17 protein-coding genes and 1 pseudogene are annotated in these 20258 nt (G+C 39.2%); 2 read left to right on the forward strand and 16 right to left on the reverse strand.

The window, feature by feature from the left end; translation table 11 throughout:
* Positions 1-25 precede the first annotated feature (25 nt).
* Together LBYS11_RS14080 and mce are read right to left on the reverse strand one after the other, a co-directional pair.
* Positions 26-1573: an acyl-CoA carboxylase subunit beta gene (locus LBYS11_RS14080; protein ID WP_009370220.1), complete on the reverse strand. Its 1548-nt coding sequence runs from the start codon at positions 1571-1573 to the stop codon at positions 26-28.
* A gap of 5 nt (positions 1574-1578) precedes the next feature.
* Positions 1579-1992, reverse strand: a complete 414-nt coding sequence (mce, locus tag LBYS11_RS14085; RefSeq protein ID WP_004231207.1) for a methylmalonyl-CoA epimerase — start codon at positions 1990-1992, stop codon at positions 1579-1581.
* Between the two features lie 125 nt (positions 1993-2117).
* Here mce and prli42 point away from each other — a divergent pair, with 125 nt between their 5' ends.
* Entirely contained in the window at positions 2118-2213 is a 96-nt protein-coding gene (prli42, locus tag LBYS11_RS23985; protein ID WP_009370219.1) for a stressosome-associated protein Prli42, read from the forward strand.
* Positions 2214-2235: 22 nt separating this feature from the next.
* On the opposite strand, the gene LBYS11_RS14090 is transcribed toward prli42, so the two are convergent.
* From LBYS11_RS14090 to LBYS11_RS14135, 10 genes are all read right to left on the reverse strand, one after another.
* Complete coding sequence (locus LBYS11_RS14090; RefSeq protein WP_081010952.1) at positions 2236-3246, reverse strand: aromatic acid exporter family protein; 1011 nt, start codon at positions 3244-3246, stop codon at positions 2236-2238.
* Positions 3247-3398: 152 nt separating this feature from the next.
* Positions 3399-3839 (reverse strand): BrxA/BrxB family bacilliredoxin, encoded by a 441-nt coding sequence (locus LBYS11_RS14095; RefSeq protein ID WP_004231203.1) that lies wholly within the window; start codon positions 3837-3839, stop codon positions 3399-3401.
* A 161-nt stretch (positions 3840-4000) separates the two neighbouring features.
* On the reverse strand, positions 4001-5098 hold the full coding sequence (gene meaB, locus LBYS11_RS14100; RefSeq protein ID WP_103118406.1) for a methylmalonyl Co-A mutase-associated GTPase MeaB: 1098 nt from the start codon (positions 5096-5098) through the stop codon (positions 4001-4003).
* Positions 5098-7251 (reverse strand): methylmalonyl-CoA mutase, encoded by a 2154-nt coding sequence (gene scpA, locus LBYS11_RS14105; protein ID WP_004231201.1) that lies wholly within the window; start codon positions 7249-7251, stop codon positions 5098-5100. Before scpA ends, meaB begins: the two co-directional genes overlap by 1 nt.
* Positions 7248-8951 carry a methylmalonyl-CoA mutase family protein gene (locus LBYS11_RS14110; RefSeq protein WP_103118407.1) on the reverse strand — a complete coding sequence of 568 codons (1704 nt, stop codon included), beginning with the start codon at positions 8949-8951 and terminating at the stop codon, positions 7248-7250. Before LBYS11_RS14110 ends, scpA begins: the two co-directional genes overlap by 4 nt.
* Positions 8952-9072: 121 nt before the next feature.
* The gene (locus tag LBYS11_RS14115) at positions 9073-10416 is read right to left on the reverse strand and encodes a dihydrolipoamide acetyltransferase family protein (protein WP_048392306.1); all 1344 of its coding nucleotides are present in this window, start codon (positions 10414-10416) and stop codon (positions 9073-9075) included.
* A gap of 170 nt (positions 10417-10586) precedes the next feature.
* Positions 10587-11570 carry an alpha-ketoacid dehydrogenase subunit beta gene (locus LBYS11_RS14120; protein WP_016993882.1) on the reverse strand — a complete coding sequence of 328 codons (984 nt, stop codon included), beginning with the start codon at positions 11568-11570 and terminating at the stop codon, positions 10587-10589.
* Positions 11570-12586 carry a thiamine pyrophosphate-dependent dehydrogenase E1 component subunit alpha gene (locus tag LBYS11_RS14125; RefSeq protein WP_048392305.1) on the reverse strand — a complete coding sequence of 339 codons (1017 nt, stop codon included), beginning with the start codon at positions 12584-12586 and terminating at the stop codon, positions 11570-11572. The genes LBYS11_RS14120 and LBYS11_RS14125 overlap by 1 nt, the downstream gene beginning before the upstream one ends.
* An 86-nt stretch (positions 12587-12672) precedes the next feature.
* Entirely contained in the window at positions 12673-14100 is a 1428-nt protein-coding gene (lpdA, locus tag LBYS11_RS14130) for a dihydrolipoyl dehydrogenase (protein WP_103118408.1), read from the reverse strand.
* 177 nt (positions 14101-14277) lie between these two features.
* Positions 14278-15372 carry a Leu/Phe/Val dehydrogenase gene (locus LBYS11_RS14135; RefSeq protein WP_103118409.1) on the reverse strand — a complete coding sequence of 365 codons (1095 nt, stop codon included), beginning with the start codon at positions 15370-15372 and terminating at the stop codon, positions 14278-14280.
* A gap of 395 nt (positions 15373-15767) precedes the next feature.
* Between LBYS11_RS14135 and LBYS11_RS14140 the strand changes: the two genes are divergently transcribed.
* Entirely contained in the window at positions 15768-16004 is a 237-nt protein-coding gene (locus LBYS11_RS14140; protein WP_004231186.1) for a DUF2627 domain-containing protein, read from the forward strand.
* A gap of 47 nt (positions 16005-16051) precedes the next feature.
* Here the strand turns inward: LBYS11_RS14140 and LBYS11_RS14145 are convergent, their stop codons facing one another.
* From LBYS11_RS14145 to spo0A, 4 genes and pseudogenes are all read right to left on the reverse strand, one after another.
* Positions 16052-16780, reverse strand: coding sequence for a glycerophosphodiester phosphodiesterase (locus LBYS11_RS14145; RefSeq protein ID WP_103118410.1), 729 nt, complete (start codon positions 16778-16780; stop codon positions 16052-16054).
* Positions 16773-18344 carry a flagellar assembly protein A gene (locus LBYS11_RS14150; protein ID WP_048392301.1) on the reverse strand — a complete coding sequence of 524 codons (1572 nt, stop codon included), beginning with the start codon at positions 18342-18344 and terminating at the stop codon, positions 16773-16775. The genes LBYS11_RS14145 and LBYS11_RS14150 overlap by 8 nt, the downstream gene beginning before the upstream one ends.
* Positions 18345-18622: 278 nt before the next feature.
* Positions 18623-18802, reverse strand: a complete 180-nt coding sequence (locus tag LBYS11_RS23715) for a hypothetical protein (RefSeq protein WP_103118411.1) — start codon at positions 18800-18802, stop codon at positions 18623-18625.
* 303 nt (positions 18803-19105) lie between these two features.
* Positions 19106-19896: pseudogene (spo0A, locus tag LBYS11_RS14160) on the reverse strand (sporulation transcription factor Spo0A).
* Positions 19897-20258 lie beyond the last annotated feature (362 nt).

Raw genomic sequence — 20258 nt, forward strand, 5'->3', positions numbered from 1 at the left:
TTGAGCTGCTAGGCTTGTATGACTATTATAGAGGAATATTACCGTGCTTTTTCTCTGGACGTGTTTCATGTTTGTTTGACAGCATATCAAGTCCTTGAATCAGCTTGATACGTGTATCTCGTGGATCGATTACGTCGTCTACCATACCGCGAGATGCTGCAACATATGGGTTAGCAAATTTCTCTTTATATTCTTCGATTTTTGCTGCACGAGTTGCTTCTGGGTCATCTGATTTTGCAATTTCACGGGCAAAAATGATGTTAGCTGCGCCAGCAGCACCCATAACAGCAATTTCAGCATTTGGCCATGCAAATACAAGGTCAGCACCAATTGATTTAGAGTTTAACGCAACGTAAGCGCCTCCATAAGCTTTACGTAAAATCACTGTAATTTTTGGAACAGTCGCTTCTGAGTAAGCATAAAGAATTTTCGCACCATGACGAATAATACCACCATGTTCTTGTTTAACACCTGGGAAGAAGCCAGAAACGTCTTCAAATGTGATGATTGGGATATTGTATGCATCACAAGTACGAATGAAACGAGCTGCTTTATCAGAAGAATCGATATCTAAGCCACCAGCAAGAACTTTTGGTTGGTTACAAACAAGTCCAACTGATTCGCCAGCAATACGTGCAAAACCGACTACTACGTTTTTAGCAAACTCTGCATGTACTTCCATGAACGAACCTTCATCCACTACTTGCTCAACAACTTTACGTACATCATATGGACGTGTTGTTTCGATTGGTACTGTATCTACGATTTCTGGACGGTAGTCATCCCCTTCAGGTCTAGCTTGACGAGGTGCCTTTTCTTTATTGTTTTGTGGTAAGTAGCTTAGTAGTTTTTTAATTTCATCAATCGCTGCCTCTTCAGAAGGAGCACGGAAATGAGCATTCCCACTGACCGCATTATTTACTTTCGAACCACCTAAATCTTCAGCAGAAATTTTCTCTCCTGTTACCGTTTCGATTACTTTAGGTCCTGTAATGAACATTTGAGATGTCTTATCCACCATTAGAATAAAGTCAGTAATAGCTGGAGAATAAACAGCTCCACCAGCACAAGGTCCCATAATCACAGAGATTTGTGGAATCACACCAGAATAAATGGCATTTCGGTAGAAGATATGACCATAGCCATCTAATGAAAGAACACCCTCTTGAATACGTGCACCGCCTGAGTCATTGATGCCGATAAATGGTGTACCATTTTTAGCAGCTAGATCCATCACTGTTGCCATTTTTTTCGCATGCATTTCTCCAAGCGCCCCACCAAACACTGTGAAATCTTGAGAGAATAAGTATACTGGACGTCCGTTAATTTTACCGAATCCAGTTACGACACCATCACCAGGTCCCTCCATTTTTTCCATGCCGAAGTCTACTGTACGGTGTGTAATAAATGGGTTGATTTCGAAAAATGTACCTTCGTCTAGCAACAAGTCTATACGCTCACGAGCAGTAAGTTTCCCCTTCTCATGCTGCTTATCGATGCGATCATAGCCACCACCAAGTTCAATTACCGTTTTACGGTCATACAAGTCATTGATTTTGTCGAACATATCCATACTAATCACTTATCCCCTTTTCCACTTTTATCACATAATTCATATAACACCCCAAATGAGGATTTAGGATGCATAAACGCAACCTCTGCCCCTCCAGCACCTGGCCCTGGCTCTTCGGATAAGAGACGTACACCTTTTTCACGAAGCTCTGCCATTCGTTCACGAATTCCCGTCACACCAAACGCAACATGATGAATTCCTTCTCCACGTTTTTCAATAAAACCATGGATGGCACTTTTATCACTCATTGGTTCTAATAGCTCGATTTTCACGTTCCCTGCATCGATAAATGCCACACGAACCTGTTGAGATTCTACTTCTTCCACTTTCATCAACTTTAAGCCCAAAGTTTCTGTATAATATGTAATGCGTTCATCAAGATCGCGCACTGCAATCCCAATATGGTCTACTTTCTCCATGGTGACATCTCCTTCTGTTATGGTACATACTCTATTTTACAGACTTTTTTGTCAAAACTCTACTACTTGAGAAATTTTTCAGATTTGCTAAACTATTTATAAGAAAAGAAGGAGCGAACGAGCATATGAGTAATAAAAAATTTCAAAAAGTCGTTATTTATAGTATGATCGCAATTATGCTAATCTCATCTCTAGCATTCGGATTATCTATGATAATTTAAGGCAAAGCACGAGGCGTCCACACTACTGTGGGCGCTCTTTTTTAGCCTTTAACCCTTTAAATGACTGCTTTATTTCTAAATACCTGTCCATTTCCTCTATAAACTGATAGAGGGCTGCCTGAGCGATAAATTGCTCGTGGCTTTGTGGTAAAGGAAGCTGAGAAAAATCGCGCTTAACATGTTCGAGTTTTTCGCGATACTGACTAGCCGTATTCCCCGAATGAACATGCTCACCTAGGTCTTGTAAAAAATCTGCCACAATTTCAGCCTCTTGTACTATAACAGGTAATGTCGTCACTTTGGGTAGCACTCTTTCGATAATTTCTAGCTGCTGCTCTCGCATATCGAAATATACATAGTAATCATTTTTACGTCTTGTAAAATGGTTTTGAACATCTTTAAACGCTAATGATTTTGCCTCTTCTAGTGCTTTGATTGCATCGATAATTTCTTGGCCGTTCCACAACGTATCTCCTTGCCGTAAATAGCTGGCAATTTCTAAAAAAATCTTACTATATAGCTCCTCTATTTTGACTCTGTAGTAATTTAATTCCTTTTGAATGTCTGGCATATACATATTAATGGCAATCCCTGTTCCATAACCGATAGCCATCAACGCTAATTCATTATAAACAAGTGTTAATGAATAACCTTCAGCAGCGTAAATATGCATAATAATCACGACACTGGAGATAAATCCATCCGCAACCTTTAAAGATACAATAGTAGGAATAAAGAGTATAAGCATGCCTGCTAGTGTAAGTGGATGATAAGCAAATAACTCAAAGCTTACAAAGGCAAAAAGCATTGCTACAATACTTGCAACCAATCGTGTATAGGCTGCATAAATGGATTTCTTTTTTGTTGGCTGCACACATAATATGGTTAGAATACCAGCAGATGCATATGAGGCTAAATCAAAATACTGTGCAATGGCAATAGCGATGGCCGCACCAATTGCTGTTTTTAAAGTTCGATAGCCGATTGAAAACTTCTTCAGGCCGACTGCCTCCCATCCTTTAGTACTCTTCACTCATTCAGCTAATTATTTAGCCAATATTACAAAAATTTTAATAATAATGAAACTACCTATACATGAGGATCAGTAGGAAGCCTACATAGATAGCATGATCTATGAGGCTTTTCTACTTGATTGAAAATGATTTTTCTTATGCAAGAATAGACTTAAAGCTCGTCACAATATTCTTCAAAGTTTGCTTGTAAATTTGTCACAACTGACATTGGGTCATGCCCTTCAATTTCATAGCGTCCCACTTCTGCGACAACTTGTCCGTCTTTTAATAGAACGAATGATGGTGATGAAGGTAGATGATCTTCTCCAAAATGGTAACGCGCTGCTGCAGTTGCCTCTTTATCTTGCCCTGCAAACACTGTTACTAAATGGTCTGGACGTTTATCATAATGAACGCATTGTGCTGCTGCTGGACGAGCGATACCACCCGCACAACCACACACTGAGTTCACCATTACTAATGTTGTACCTGGACGAGCAAACGCCTCTTCTACAGCTTCTGGTGTTGTTAATTGTTCATAACCAGCTGCCTCAATTTCAGCACGTGCTGTTTTTAAAATTTCCTGCATAAATAAATCGTAATCCATATTCATATAGCGATAGCTCCTTTCAAGTTCGCGCCAATTTAGTTATATTTCAGATAGTAGATTTTTGACGCTTATCCATCTCTTATCATAGCAGTTTGCAAGCAATTTGTGCACCTACTTGCTCAACACATTTCAGTTGAAATTACTACGATTTCAATAAGACTCGTTTACTTGTCTTCCTGCTCCTCGCTAAATAAACGATCCACACCTTGTGTAACTGTCAACTGTCCACTTAAAATTTGACGTTCAAGCTGTTGTACTTGTGCTTTACGTTGCGGGTTTCCATAAAAGATATCTATTAAATGATCGGTAATCATCGATTGGAACCATTCTTTTGTTTGTTGCTGGCGTCGGGTAGCCCAATAGTGATTTGCTTCTACGATTTGCTTGAATTCCCCAATTGTTTCCCAAACCTTATCAAGTCCTCGATTTTCTAGTGAACTAACAGGCATGGCAGTTGACATCCAACCAGGTGTAGCAGGCTGTAAAAAGTGCAAAATTTGTTTGTACTCTGCAACCGTTTTTTTAGCTAGACGTACATTATCACCATCCGCCTTATGCACGACAATTGCATCTGCTAATTCCATAATGCCTTTTTTCATGCCCTGCAATTCATCCCCCGCTCCTGTTAAAACAAGAAGCAGGAAGAAGTCAACCATGCCACGGACATAGGTTTCACTTTGTCCAACACCCACTGTTTCAATTAAAATCACATCATAGCCTGCTGCCTCACAAACTAACATGGTTTCTCGTGTCTTTTTGTGAACACCCCCTAGGGTACCTGCCGATGGCGATGGACGCACAAATGCACTAGGCTTCTTAACGAGCTCTTCCATACGCGTTTTATCGCCAAGTATACTTCCTCCCGATAGAGAAGAACTTGGATCAATGGCAAGAACAGCAACTCGTTTCCCCATATCACAAAGCATAGTACCGAAAGCCTCTATGAATGAGCTTTTTCCTGCCCCAGGCACACCTGTTATGCCAATTCGGATACTATTGCCTGTATGTGGAAGAAGCTCCTGCAATAGTTCTTGTGCCTGTACTTTATGGGTAGCGTTTGAACTTTCAATGAGGGTAATGGCTTTTGATAAATGTGTGCGAGAGCCCGCACGTACTTGTTGTGCAAGCTCTCCTACATTTAGAGTGTCTGCCTTTTTCTTTCGGAACTTTTTGGGTGTACCATATTGCATCCCGTCGTGAGTCGCCTCTACTCCGTCCATGACAAATAGCGCACTTTCTTCCATTCCTTTATTTTTGTCCATTATTCAGACACTTCCTCATAGCCTAAACGTTTGTAGATTTCTTCAATAATTTTTTGTGCGGATACAGGAATCACTGTACCTGGTCCGAAAATGGCTACTGCACCAGCATTATAAAGGAAATCATAATCTTGTGCTGGTATAACACCACCCACAATAATGATAATATCTTCACGACCTAGTTTTTCAAGCTCAGCTATCAATTCAGGCACTAATGTTTTATGTCCTGCTGCTAGTGAAGACACACCAATAACATGAACATCATTTTCAACAGCCATTTGAGCAGCCTCAGCAGGCGTCATAAATAATGGAGAAATATCTACGTCAAAGCCTAAATCTGCATAACCAGTTGCGACAACCTTTGCACCACGGTCATGTCCATCTTGTCCCATTTTAGCAACTAAAATACGCGGACGACGACCTTCATTTTCAAGGAATTCTTCTGTCATTTGTTTCACTTCCGCAATTTGCTCCTCATCAGAGAAGTTTGCAGAGTAAACACCAGAGATCGAACGAATGACCGCTTTATGACGACCAGAAACTGCTTCAATCGCATCAGATATTTCACCTAAAGAAGCACGAGCGCGCGCTGCATCCACTGCTACCGCTAGCAGGTTTTCTTCTCCATCTTGAGCCGCCTTCGTTAAGCGAGCTAAATGTTTTTGAACTTCCGCTTCATCACGAGCTGCCTTCATCGCTTCTAAACGTTCAATTTGTTTTTGACGAACAATGGTATTATCGATATCTAAAATATCGATTGGCTCTTCTTTTGCTAAGCGATACTTATTCACGCCAACAATCGTTTCTGTTTTAGAATCAATTTTCGCTTGACGTTTTGCTGCAGCTTCCTCAACCTTCATTTTTGGAAGTCCCGTTTCAATCGCTTTAGCCATACCACCAAGCGCTTCAATTTCTTCGATTAACGCCCAAGCAGATTTCGTAATTTCTTCTGTTAATTTCTCTACGTAGTACGAACCACCCCAAGGATCAATGACTTTTGTCATCGCTGTTTCCTCTTGTAAAAATAACTGTGTATTACGCGCGATACGTGCTGAGAAATCTGTTGGAAGTGCAATCGCTTCATCTAATGCATTTGTATGAAGGGATTGCGTATGTCCCATCGAAGAGGCATTTGCTTCGATTAAAGTACGTGCAACATTGTTAAATGGATCTTGCTCAGTTAATGACCAGCCAGATGTTTGGGAGTGCGTACGTAATGCTAATGTCTTTGGATTTTTCGGGTTAAACGTAGACATCATTTGTGCCCAAATACGACGTGCTGCACGCATTTTAGCAACTTCCATGTAATAGTTCATACCAATTGCCCAGAAGAACGATAAGCGAGGTGCAAATGCATCAATATCAATGCCTGCTTTTAATCCTGTTCGTACATACTCCAAGCCATCTGCTAATGTATAGGCAAGCTCAATGTCATTTGTTGCGCCTGCTTCTTGAATATGGTAACCAGAAATTGAAATAGAGTTAAATTTTGGCATATACTTCGCTGTATATTCAAAAATATCTGCAATGATTTTCATTGACATAGCTGGTGGGTAAATATATGTATTACGCACCATGTATTCTTTTAAAATATCATTTTGAATAGTACCTGCTAATTGATCTGGCGTTACCCCTTGTTCTTCTGCTGCTACAATATAGAATGCAAGGACGGGTAATACGGCACCATTCATTGTCATTGAAACTGACATTTGGTCTAACGGGATTTGATCGAAAAGGATTTTCATATCCTCAACTGAGTCAATCGCAACCCCAGCTTTTCCTACGTCCCCTGTTACACGTGGATGATCAGAGTCATAGCCTCGGTGTGTTGCTAAATCAAACGCGACAGAAAGACCTTTTTGTCCCATGGCCAAATTTCGTTTGTAAAAGGCATTGGATTCTTCAGCAGTTGAGAAACCAGCGTATTGCCGAACCGTCCATGGACGTGCTACATACATAGTAGGGTATGGTCCACGTGTGTTGGGTGCAATCCCTGCCACATCATTTAGATGTTTAGCCTCTTTAATATCTTCTTTTGTGTAAATATCTTTAATTTCAATCCCCTCATTTGTCATGAACTTGTCTTCAGACGCTTGAGGTGCTTCAGCTGTCAAAACCTTTTCTATTTCTACTGCATTAAAATTTGGCTTGCTCATCGTTGGACCTCCTTCATGCTCGCAAACACGGACTGTAATTTTTCAATGATGTTTTGTCCTGCGAAAATAAAGCCGTTTAAGCCATTTGCTAACCATGCTTCTTCTTCGTCTTTAAATTTGCCCGCTACATCTACAAGCACATTTGCTGGTTTTTCAGCTAAAATGGCCGATACAAATGCTTTTGTATCATCATCATTGCCTGCAATCACTACATACTTAGCCTCTGTCGCCTTCAGCCAAGCTACTGCCTCTTCTACAGTTGTCACTGGCTCACTTTTTTCTGGTACAAGACCCACTGTGTTTAAGAAGCCCGCTACAAAATCTGCGCGTGGTTTAGAGCTTTTTAATGATCCTAATGCTAAAATACCTGTTTTTACATCTGCTGCTGTCATGTCTGCACGTAAGTCCTCAAATGGAGCAGCGATACGCTTAATATCAGCAAATAATGGATTTGTATCCTGTTCAAGAATATCAGCTGGATTAGCATAAATATTCGTTCCAATTAATGATTGCTTACGTGTTTGGGCAGCTTTGATGCGTTTTTGATAGGATGCTTCCACTTCTTCTGCAAGCTTGCCAGAGGCTGTATATTCATCGATACCGCCAGCTGCCTGGATGTCTAAAAATAGTGCCCATGCTTCTTTCACAAAATCTGCTGTTAACGACTCGATAAAGTAAGAGCCCCCTGCTGGATCTTTTACTTTTAAGACATTTGTTTCTTCTCTTAAAATTAATGATACATTACGAGCGATACGAATGGATTGATCCGTAGGTTTTGTTAACACGTCATGTGGATGAACCGTAAAGAGATCAGCACCACCGATTAAACCAGAAAGCGCTTCATTTGAAGAGCGTAGTAAATTTACATACACATCTAATTTAGAAAAGCTTCTTAATGATGTTTCAGCAACAGTAGGGATTTTGATATGATCTGTTACGCCATAAGCGGATGAGAACGCTTTCCAAAGTACTTTAAAAGCACGTAGCTTTGCAATCTCCGTAAAGAATTGTGTATCAATGGCAAATGATACAAAGAATTTCTTCGAGAACGCTTCAAAGCTTTCTTCTTGTTCTGCAAATTTGGCTGCTAATGCAAGTGCATAGGCTAATTCTTGTACAGCGTTAGCACCTTCATTATGATAAACCGTTGTGTCTGCACTGACTGAGCGCACGTTCGGAAATGCAGTCAAAGTGATAGGGTCTTTTGAAATAATGTAACCTTTAATGGCTTCTTGTTGATCTACTGGAATGTTGTCGAATACTGCTAATAATGGGTCTTTTGAATTTTCAATAGTAATTTTAAACGAATATTCTGAGAAATATGATGCTAATTTGACCAATACTTCTTCTGTCCAAGCAAAGCTCACTCGGCTATCAATTGTAATAACTTCATTGCCTCGAGCTAGACTATCCTCAAGCTGTGCAAAAAAAGCTTCGCTTGAATCAGCGTGAATTTGTTGTGCCACCTGAAATACTTGATCATTTTGTAGGGAACGGATTGTGGCAACTTGTAAATCAAGCTCTTCTCCAAGCTTAGCTACTAAACTTTCTTGCGTGTAAAGCGGCTGTAGTGTAACACCTTCATTTGTTTTTGTGAATAGTGACTCAAATGGTTTCCCTTTTAAAGCTTTGATTGCTGCATCTTGCCAGTCTGAATAGGCTGGTATTTCAAATTCAATATTTTTCATGTTGTTTGACATGCGGACGCTTAATCAGCTTCCCCCCTTAGTAGTTTCTATTTGTTATTCTACATGACAAATTGCGACTCGAAAAGCATAAAAAAAATCGGAAACCCTTATACAGCAGGTTTCCGACAAGTCATCAGTAGACTGACGTTGAAGATTTATTTGTATTTTCGAGTATTTCTTTTACTCTATTTAGGAATTTACCACAGACAAGTCCATCAAGCACACGATGATCTAATGATAAACATAAATTCACAATATCACGTGCAGCAAACATTCCACCTGGTAAAACAACAGGTTTTTTTACAATACTTTCCACTTGCAGGATCGCTGCTTGTGGGTAATTGATGATGCCCATTGATTGAACAGAGCCAAATGCACCTGTATTATTCACTGTAAATGTACCACCAGTAATGTCATCCATTGCTAATTTTCCTGTACGAACTTTGATAGCCAGTTCATTGATTTCTTTCGCAATTCCTTTAATGGATTTTTCATCTGCGTGTTTTATAACAGGTACAAATAAGGCATCATCCGTTGCTACTGCAATCGAAATATTGATGTCATGTTTTTGAATGATTTTATCTTCCGCCCACATCGAATTCAGCATTGGGAATTCCTTTAAAGCTTGAGCAACCGCTTTTACAAAGAAGGCGAAATATGTAAGATTAAAGCCTTCTTTTTGCTTAAATTCATTCTTTAAGCTATCACGATAAGTCACTAAATCTGTTACATCCACTTCCATCATCATCCAAGCATGCGGCGCTTCATGTACACTTTTCACCATATTATTCGCAATGGCACGACGGATCTTCGTCACTGGAATTTCGATATCTCCTGGATGAATAGGTTGTACAGGTGCAGCTGCTTTTTCCACTTGTTGCTGTGGTGCAGAAGCTGCTGTAGGTGCTGATGTCGTTTGAACGGTTGGAGCTGCTTGTGCTACATCATTTGCCGTTGGGATATTACCTGTTTCAATGAGCTTTAACAGGTCTTTTCGTGTAATACGACCACCCTCGCCAGTACCTGTTACAAGGTCTAAAGCTATATCATGCTCCTGTGCAAGTCGAAGAACAGCTGGTGAATAACGTACTTTACCCGTACGTGCCTCTTTTGGTGCAGATACTGGAGCTGCTACCTGCTGTGGTGCCTCCTGTTTCTTTTGAACACCTGCATTTAAAATAGCCGTACTTACCGTTGATTTTTTTTCAGGTGGCGGTGCTGGTAATTCACCTTCTCCCGCTATTTCAATCGAGCAAACGACTGCTCCAACTGGTAATGTCTGACCTTCTTGCGCAAGTAGCTCCGTGATAACCCCTTCAAATGATGACGGGATTTCAGCATTTACTTTATCTGTAACAACCTCTGCTAATGGATCATACTTTTTAACTGTATCTCCAGGCTTTACAAGCCATTTTTCAATTGTACCTTCTGTTACACTTTCGCCGAGCTGTGGCATTGTAATATTTTGAACCGACATCTTTTATTCCTCCCATCAATTAAGCCTAGGCGTCATTGTACCTGATGCAGCGCTAAAAACATTAAACGTAGACAGGCATTTAGACAGATTTTGACTTTCATATGTGCAAAGTCAAAATCTGTTGTTCCGTCTGAGGCTTTTATTTTTTCATTCAGCCTTGTTGTAATCTATTAGAACGCAGCAAGTTCTCGCATAGCACGTTCCACTTTATCAGGATTAATCATAAAATATTTCTCCATCGTTGGTGCATATGGCATGGCTGGCACATCAGGTCCCGCTAGACGTTGAATTGGTGCATCAAGCTCAAATAAACAATGTTCTGCAATAATTGCAGCAACCTCACTCATGATACTACCCTCTTTATTATCCTCTGTGACAAGCAATACTTTACCTGTCTTACTTGCAGCCTCAATAATCGCTTCTTTATCCAGAGGGTAAACTGTACGCAAGTCAAGGATATGAGCGGAAATACCATCCGCAGCTAGGCGTTCTGCCGCTTGTAAAGCAAAGTGGACTGCTAAACCATAGGTAATGACTGTCACGTCATCTCCTTCACGTTTTACATCTGCTTTACCAATTGGCAATGTGTAATCATCTAGTGGTACTTCCCCTTTAATTAAACGATAGGCACGTTTATGTTCGAAAAATAATACTGGATCTTCATCACGAATAGCAGCTTTCAATAAGCCTTTTGCATCATACGGTGTTGATGGAATGACAATTTTCAAACCAGGTGTACCAGCAAAAAGTGCTTCAACGGATTGTGAATGATAAAGTGCCCCGTGAATACCTCCGCCAAAAGGTGCGCGGATGACCATTGGACAAGTCCAGTCATTATTAGAACGGTAACGAATTTTGGCTGCCTCTGAGACGATTTGATTGACAGCTGGCATAATAAAATCAGCAAATTGCATTTCAGCAATCGGACGCATACCGTACATCGCAGCACCGATACCCACACCAGCTATTGCACTTTCTGCAAGCGGTGTATCAAGCACGCGGTATTCACCAAATTGATCGTATAGCCCAGTAGTGGCTTTGAATACACCACCTTTACGACCAACGTCCTCTCCTAAAATGAAAACTCGTTCGTCACGTTCCATCTCTTCTTTCATTGCTAATGTAATCGCATCAATATAAGACATTACTGCCATTACATGTCACCTCCGTCCACTGGTGCATAAACATATTTAAGTGCATGCTCTGGTTGTGCATATGGAGCCGCTTCAGCATAATCAGTTGCTTCATTTACTTCTGCCATAACACGCTCTTCGATTTCAGTACGTATCGCGTCAGTCATCACGCCAGTATCCATTAAATACTTTTCAAATAATACAATTGGATCCTTCGCTTTGCCTTCTGCAATATCTTCAGCCGTACGGTATTGACGGTCATCATCATCTGAAGAATGGGCTGTTAAACGATAAGTGACTGTTTCGATTAAGCTTGGACCTTCCCCATTACGTGCACGATCTGCAGCCTCTTTCACCACTTTATACACTTGTAACGGATTTTTCCCATCCACGGTCACTCCTGGCATTCCATAGCCAATCCCACGATCAGATACTTTTGCACAGCCTAGTTGACGCTCTACTGGCACAGAAATCGCATATTGATTGTTTTCTACCATAATAATGACTGGTAGCTTATGCACACCTGCAAAGTTCGCTCCTTCATGGAAGTCTCCTTGGTTGGATGAACCTTCACCAAGCGTAACGAAAGAAACAAAATCTTCATTTTGTAGACGTCCTGCAAGTGCAACGCCCACTGCGTGTGGAACTTGAGTCGTAACAGGAGATGAACCTGTTAAAATACGATTTTTCTTTTGACCAAAGTGGCCTGGCATTTGACGACCCCCTGAGTTTGGATCTTCTGCTTTAGCAAACGCAGATAGCATCAGTTCTCTTGGTGTCATACCAAAATGTAAAACAACACCCATATCACGATAATAAGGTGCAATATAATCCTTACTTTTATCCAGTGCAAAGGCTGCTCCAACCTGTGCCGCCTCTTGACCTTGACAGGAAATTACAAACGGAATTTTACCAGAACGGTTTAACAACCACATACGCTCATCTAGTCTTCTGGCCATTAACATTGTTTCGAACATAGCAAGTACATCTTCATTTGACAAACCTAAATCTTCATGTTTGATTTGAACATCTTGCATACGAACACCCCTTTCGTATTATAGAGAAATAACTATCTTATCCTATATCCCCACATTTGGATATGTTAGTTATGAAATTCAGAAAATTAAAAATGGATAGCGCGATCATCCACTGCTAGAGCAGACTCCACTAACACCTCATTTAAGGATGGATGTGGATGAATTGCCTGACTAATTTCCCATGGTGTTGCATCTAACACTTTTGCTAAGGATGCTTCACCAATTAAATCTGTTACATGAGGCCCTACCATATGAATACCCAAAATATCATCTGTTTCTTCATCAGCAATAATTTTGACAAAGCCTTCTGTCTCTCCATTTACTAATGCTTTACCAATGGCCTTAAACGGGAATTTACCAATCTTTAATGAAAATCCTTGTTCTTTAGCAGCACTTTCTGTTAATCCAATGCTAGCAACCTCTGGATAGGAATAAACACATTTCGGTACTTTTAGTGCATCCAATGTCTCGGTTTTCCCTGTTGCTATATGCTCAATAGCTGAAAGCCCTTCATGAGAAGCAACATGCGCTAATTGTAAGCCACCAATCACATCTCCTATGGCATACATATGAGACTCTTTCGTTTGATAGGAACCATTCACTTTAATAAAGCCATTTTCCACTTCAATCTCTGTATTTTCTAGACCAATACCTTGCGTATTCGCCTCACGTCCTACACAAAGTAATAGTTTATCAGCCTCAAAAACTTCTTCTTTTTCATTCACTTGCGCAGAAATGAAAACGTTATCATTTTCAATTTTGAATGTATTTGTATCTAAGCGAGCATTCGTAACAATACGAACGCCTCGTTTCTCAAGTTGTTTCGTCACTTCTTTAACGATGTCCGCATCTTCAGCTGGTAAAATGGATGGACCATATTCTACTACTGTTACATATACACCAAAATCGCATAGCATAGATGCCCACTCAATTCCAATAACACCACCACCAACGATTAGCAGTGACTTTGGTAAACTTTCTAACTGTAATGCGTGGTCTGAATTCAGCACATATTGCCCATCTATCGATAACCCTGCCATACCACGAGGCTTTGAGCCCGTTGCAATGACAACATTCGTAGGCACAAGCATTTCATTTTCATCGCCATTGGACATTTCTACAGATATTGTACCAGGCATAGGTGAGAAAATAGATGGACCCAAAATTCGCCCTGTACCATGATAAACATCTATTTTGCCTTTTTTCATCAGTGTATTCACACCTTGGCTTAATTGCTCAACGATTGCTTGTTTCCTAGCTTGAACTTTGTCAAATTGTAATGTTACACCTTCAATATCGACACCATATTCGCTAGCTGTTTTATTAGCCATACGATATACTTCGGCACTTCGGAGTAACGCTTTACTTGGAATACAGCCTTTATGCAAGCATGTACCTCCTAAACGCTCACGCTCTACAATGGCTGTTTTTAAGCCTAGCTGAGCAGCTCGGATGGCTGCAACATATCCACCTGTACCTCCACCTAAAATGACAACATCATAATTTTGAGCCATGTTTATTCCCCCTATTGAGAAAAGTGCTAAAGGATTCTATTAAACAATAACCAAGTGATTTTTTTAACAGTCAGTGCTTTAGAAAAACTTTAGCTTTACTTCATTAAAGCCCTAATTTCTTGTTGAAAATAGAAGAAGTCGACAATGCGACTTCTCTTCATGTATCAACTGTCTAAATTAGCGACCATGTAAAATATTTTTTTCATTTTTTAAAAATTGGCTGCGCGATTTTGCTACGCGAGCGATACGTTCCTCAGCTAAGCGGTTCGCTGCCACATATGTTGGAATGCCATCTCGTTTTGAAATAGCAAAGATTTTTTCAATACTATCATAAATGCCATCAACGCGTTTCATTGCACGTTCACGATTATAGCCATATAATTCATCCGCAACGTTAATAACACCACCAGCATTGATTACATAATCTGGTGCATAGACGATACCTAATTTATGTAGGTAGTCTCCATGACGTGAATCTTTTAATTGGTTATTTGCAGATCCAGCAATCACTTTCGCTTTTAATTGCGGAATTGTTTCATCATTTAAAATTGCCCCTAATGCACAAGGTGAGAAGATATCTACTTCTTGCGCATAGATTTCATCTGGTGCCACTGCAATCGCGTCGAAGTCATTAACAACTCGATCAATAGCTGCCTGATTGATATCTGTTACAACAAGTTTTGCCCCTTCATTATGTAAATACTCGCAAAGCTTGTAGGCTACATTTCCTAGACCCTGTACAGAAACTTTTAATCCTTCTAGTGAGTCTGAACCGAATGCTTCTTTTGCAGCTGCCTTCATACCACGGTAAACACCATAAGCTGTTACTGGAGATGGGTTACCTGAAGAACCGAATGCAGGAGAAATTCCTGTTACATAATTTGTTTCTTCATGGATTAAATCCATATCTGATACCGTTGTACCTACATCTTCAGCTGTAATATAGCGGCCATTTAATCCTTGAATGAAACGACCTAACGCACGGAACATCTCTTCGTTTTTATCTTTAAATGGGTCACCAATAATGACCGTTTTTCCACCGCCAAGGTTTAAACCAGCTGCAGCATTTTTGTAAGTCATTCCTCGTGCTAAACGTAATGCATCTTCAATTGCATTTTCTTCCGACGCATACGTCCACATACGTGCTCCACCTAGTGCTGGTCCAAGTGTTGTATCATGGATAGCGATAACCGCTTTTAACCCTGATGCTTCATCTTGGCAAAATACCAATTGTTCGTAATCATACTTTTCCATATACTTGAAGATTTCCATGAAACTCGCCCCTTTGCTTTGGAAAGTGCATCCCCAAATGCCCATCCAATCAAGTTTTATCTAACAATCTAATCTTCATAGCGTCCTCACTCAGCAAATTCTGAGCTCCTAAGCTCCTATTCGGTAGTAGGTGTTTAGACCCTAATACTTAAAGAAGAAATTGTTTAGTAATGGATAATATTGCTCCACTTATTTTTACAATACTGACAAATTCACAATTTCGCAACTATTATTACATATTCTTATTTAAGTAAGAATTTTCTAAACATTCAGTTACAATTGCTACTTTCTGTCCTGTCACGTTTTTAGCTAAAAATATTATATTGGTTTATACCCTTCCTTGACATTCCCCCATCCACAGGTAAAATTAATCATAGGAATAAGGAGGGGTATACATGGCCCGTTTAGCTGCATTTATTGTAATGCTTATTCCAGGTCTTATGGCTGCAGGTGGCATTAAATTTATGCGTGATACATTATTTGGTAAGCTTATTTCACCATTCCCATTTTTATGGCTGCAATTTGTAGTTGGTGTCATTTTCTTCGTCATAGGCTTTGGTTTTTTCGCTGGATTTTTACTGCATCGCGATCGAAAAAACGGAAAAGTAGCACCACGCTTCCAAAAAAAATAAAAAAAGCTATCCAAATAAGTCATGCAAGACTTACTGGATAGCTCTTTTTATATCCGCTGCTGAGATGTGATAACTTTATCAGGATAATCCGTAATCCAACCAATAACAGAAGGGTGCGGATTAGTTAAAAATGGTTCCGTGCCATCAATAGCATAAAAACGACATGCTTTTTCACTTGTAACACAGGCCTCCAAATATCTTGGTTTGTAGTACCTTTTATGCATATGCACACTATCAGCCGCTTTATAATCAGCTAGAAGATCCCATTTTATTTTTTTCGTAGCAATAAGGGCCGTTTCAAATTCAGGTCTATGCTTTTTTACGATCTCTAAAAGCTCATAGTGAAAGGATGAAACATGACTACCTTTTGGCAGAGCCAAGCCTCCAAGAAAATGAATTAGCCCACTCTTATTGTCCAATATCGTTGATTTTAATTCAATATTCAACGGCATCTGCTGTATATTTGCCCATGCTAAAACTGCCTCAAACGCTGGCATTTTATAGGACGAAAATAGACGTCTCCAAGGCTTGCCAAGTTTAAAGCGCAGAAGCTCCTCCATCGTACAATCGCTCACCAATTTATTGGTGCCTACTAACCTCGATAATTGTGGATCATGATACACTACAGGTAATCCATCTTTTGAGAATTGAATATCTAGTTCAATCCCATCAGCACCTAGCTCTAATGCCTTTTCAAAAGCTTGAAAGGTATTCTCTAATGCATAAGCAGAAGCACCTCGATGTGCAAAAACAGGGATAAAAGCTGCCTTAGACATTTAACTCACCAAATTCTAGTAGGAATTTACCATTCGTCATTTTGCTTAATAAAGATGATTTTCTACCAATTTGAATATAAGTTCCAGGGTGCGCCTCTTTTGTCACAATAATCTCTTCTTTCCCTACATGACGCATTTCATCCATTAATAGTTTTATTTCACGATCTAATGTAATCGCTTCAGCCTTTAATTTAGTTAAGGCTTGTTTTGTTACCTCAAATGACGCTGATTGTTCTTTGGACATTTGATTGAGAAAAGGTAATAAATTTTTCATGCTATTCTCGTGTGCTGAAATCTCTGTTTGCAATTGTTTTAGCTGTGCTGCTTTTTCCTGCATCACGGTGTTATTTTCCTGCTTATTAATACTTTCTATTATTAAATCTGTTCGACGCTCTAATCGGTTTCCTGAAATGGCCGTAACAATCGTATTTTTAGCTACTGCACGTCCCCCAATAATTTTACCTTTTCGTTCATCCACATATATTGAATGAGCAGAAAGTTGTGAACCTAGTGCGTAAAAACCAATATGAATACTATTAGCTGCAAATAAATTTGCTTCATTTACATGTTTAACAAATATATTGCCACCTGCTTCTACCACTGTTGAACCAAGACCAAAGATGCCCCCACGAATATATACATCACCCTCAATGGATTTAATAAGCTTGGCACCGCTTACACCCTCAGCCCCTTCAATGGAAATATCTCCAGTCGCAATAACTGTATAGCCATTTGTTACTGTACCTTTAATACTAAGTGAACCATTAAATTCAAGGTTACCTGTTTCTACTCCTACATCACCATTTATAGGAAGGTGCCTGTTTACACCAATCATGCCTTTGACATCATCTAAAACGCCAGCAATTTTCGAGCGAATGACGATTTTTCCGTCTTCTTCCACTTCATAGGCAGATTTTGTATCATATTTGATAGGATAATCTCGTCCAGGTACAGCAGCAACTTCTTGACCTAGCACATTTTTCCCTGGTTTACCTAATGTAGCAGGAATCTTTTCACCTAGCCAAGAGCCTTCTGAAATTTCCGAAATAAAATTCATATCATAGTAATCCGCTTTACCGTCTTCACGAATGACTGGCTTTCTCTCGGGTTTAGGTAAGTATGTAATTTGTGCATCTATTCCTGCTATAGGTTGCTCACCTTGAGCAATTAAGAATGCTTTTCCTGGTTCAGCCTTCAATATATCAAAATCTAATATGCCATGTATAATTCCATTTTCATTGAGTGTTTCTCGGATTTGTTGTGTTAATTTTTCTTTATTATTTTGAATATAATCATGCGTTTCATATATAAAAACAGAGGCTGACATCTTATCACGTGCCACTTCTGCTTCAATGTTCGGAAGCCAGCGTCCAATTTCAACAGGATTGGTATTCTGGGTTGATAACACATTTTTTAAAATTGAAAAATTAGATAATTTCAGTCGTGGATGACTACGTAGGATGCTATCAAATTCTTTTAATGGGAAACCTGCGCTAAAAGTAAGCATAAATACCTTGCCATTTTCCTCAGAAATTTCGAAGTTTTCATTTCGAACTAGAATCAAGCTACCTCCTCCTTCCCTCTATATGTAAGTATATACAATCCACTTACATTTGTTTAGAGACCATTGTCACTACCGAGAAAGAAAATAGTACCACTTAATCATTAAAATATAAGACAATATTTTATTTACCCTAAAATGGTATAGATATTTAGTACTAATAAATTGTTTGTTTTTGAGTTTTTTTATTAAAATTACCGATAAATTCAAAGTAATTCCATCAGGCTATTTTTAATATATCATCTTCCAAGTACAGGTATCCACGGGTGCTTCCCACTAAACTATAGGTCTAAATAGGTCTTTTTAACTAACAATGTATTGATATTCCTTTCAATTCGGAAAGTAGAACCTAGTTGTATCAATTGCTGTTGATTCATATATTGCATACTTATTTTACCATCGAATGCTAAACGCACCTCAAATAGCTCTTCTGTTATCTGTGTGATTTCGAGCGAATTCATTCCCTCTAATTGAAAATTTATACTTTTTATTGTAATCACCTACTATAAGTTTGTAGAAAGGTCTCAAATGATTTTACTCTTCATCTTTAGAATATGACGTTAAATCCACTATACATGTATATATCGCGTATTTTTAGCTGATTTGACGTTCTTTTAACGATTTCAATGTTAAAGGTCAGCCACAGAAATTTCCACAGTATTTGTTCAAGTAACAAAAAAAGCGCCCCTTTAAACTATAGATTTAAAAAGGCGCTATACTATGCGAAGTATAATTGCTGTATATGTTAATGATATAAATCGGTACTAGCTAGCCATCATATCAATACGAATTTTGTCTGCGATCATGGCGATGAATTCGCTATTTGTTGGTTTGGATTTCAAGTGATGGACTGTATAGCCAAACATTGACGAAATGGATTCATAATTGCCACGATTCCAGGCTACCTCTATGGCGTGACGAATCGCACGTTCCACGCGGGATGGTGTCGTATTAAATTTTTTAGCGATTTCTGGATATAAAATTTTTGTCACAGATCCTAATAATTCAATATCCTCAAAGACCATTTGAATGGCTTCACGCAAATAGGAGTAGCCCTTAATATGTGCAGGTACACCGATTTCTTTGATGATGGCTGTAATCGTACTGTCTAATTGATGCTGATTTAATTTTGAGGTACTGTCGGTTGTAATACGCTTGTCTTTTTCGGAAGTGTCGCCTTCTGTCCAGCACAATGTAAAATCTTTTGTACCAATTGGTCGAATTCAAAGGGCTTTAGCATGAAATAAGAAGCTCCTAAATCCACCGCCTGTTTCATGACATCCTCTTGGCCAAAAGCCGTGAGCATAATGACTTGAATTGATGACATTTTCTCATTTTGATACATGGACTCTAATACAGCTAAACCGTCAAGATGAGGCATTATTATATCTAGAAGTAAAATATCTGGTGTAAATTCCTCAAGCATTTGTAGACATACTTTTCCATTTGAAGCAGTTGCAATAATTTCTATTTCGGCATGTCCTTGAAAATACTGCTCCATTGTTTTTAATAACTCACGATTATCATCTGCAATCGCTACTTTTACCTTTGTCATTTCAATTCCTCCTTCTGGACTTGCTTTGAACACCTCAAAGCGATAACCTAAACCCCTAAATGCCGTTTTTGGCACACTGTGGAATTTTCGACATTTTTGTTTTAAAAACCTTTTCTATTTCCAAAAATGAGTATGTAGTCCGATACTTTCTTTTAATATCGACAAGTTACGCTAAATGACGCGACTTGTCGAATGCTCTTATAACTTATTTTAGATAAATTTAGTAGATAAAACTACAGTTTTTTTAAATATCATGCCTTCTTCAGGAAATTATCGGAAATACATGTTGGATTCGATGAAATAAAGGTAAAAAATCCGTGTAGTTTCCCGCGGCTTTTGTCCTGCCTGGGGAAAATTAAACG

Source organism: Lysinibacillus sp. YS11 (genome assembly GCF_002896375.1).
In the GTDB taxonomy this organism is placed as follows: domain Bacteria; phylum Bacillota; class Bacilli; order Bacillales_A; family Planococcaceae; genus Lysinibacillus; species Lysinibacillus capsici.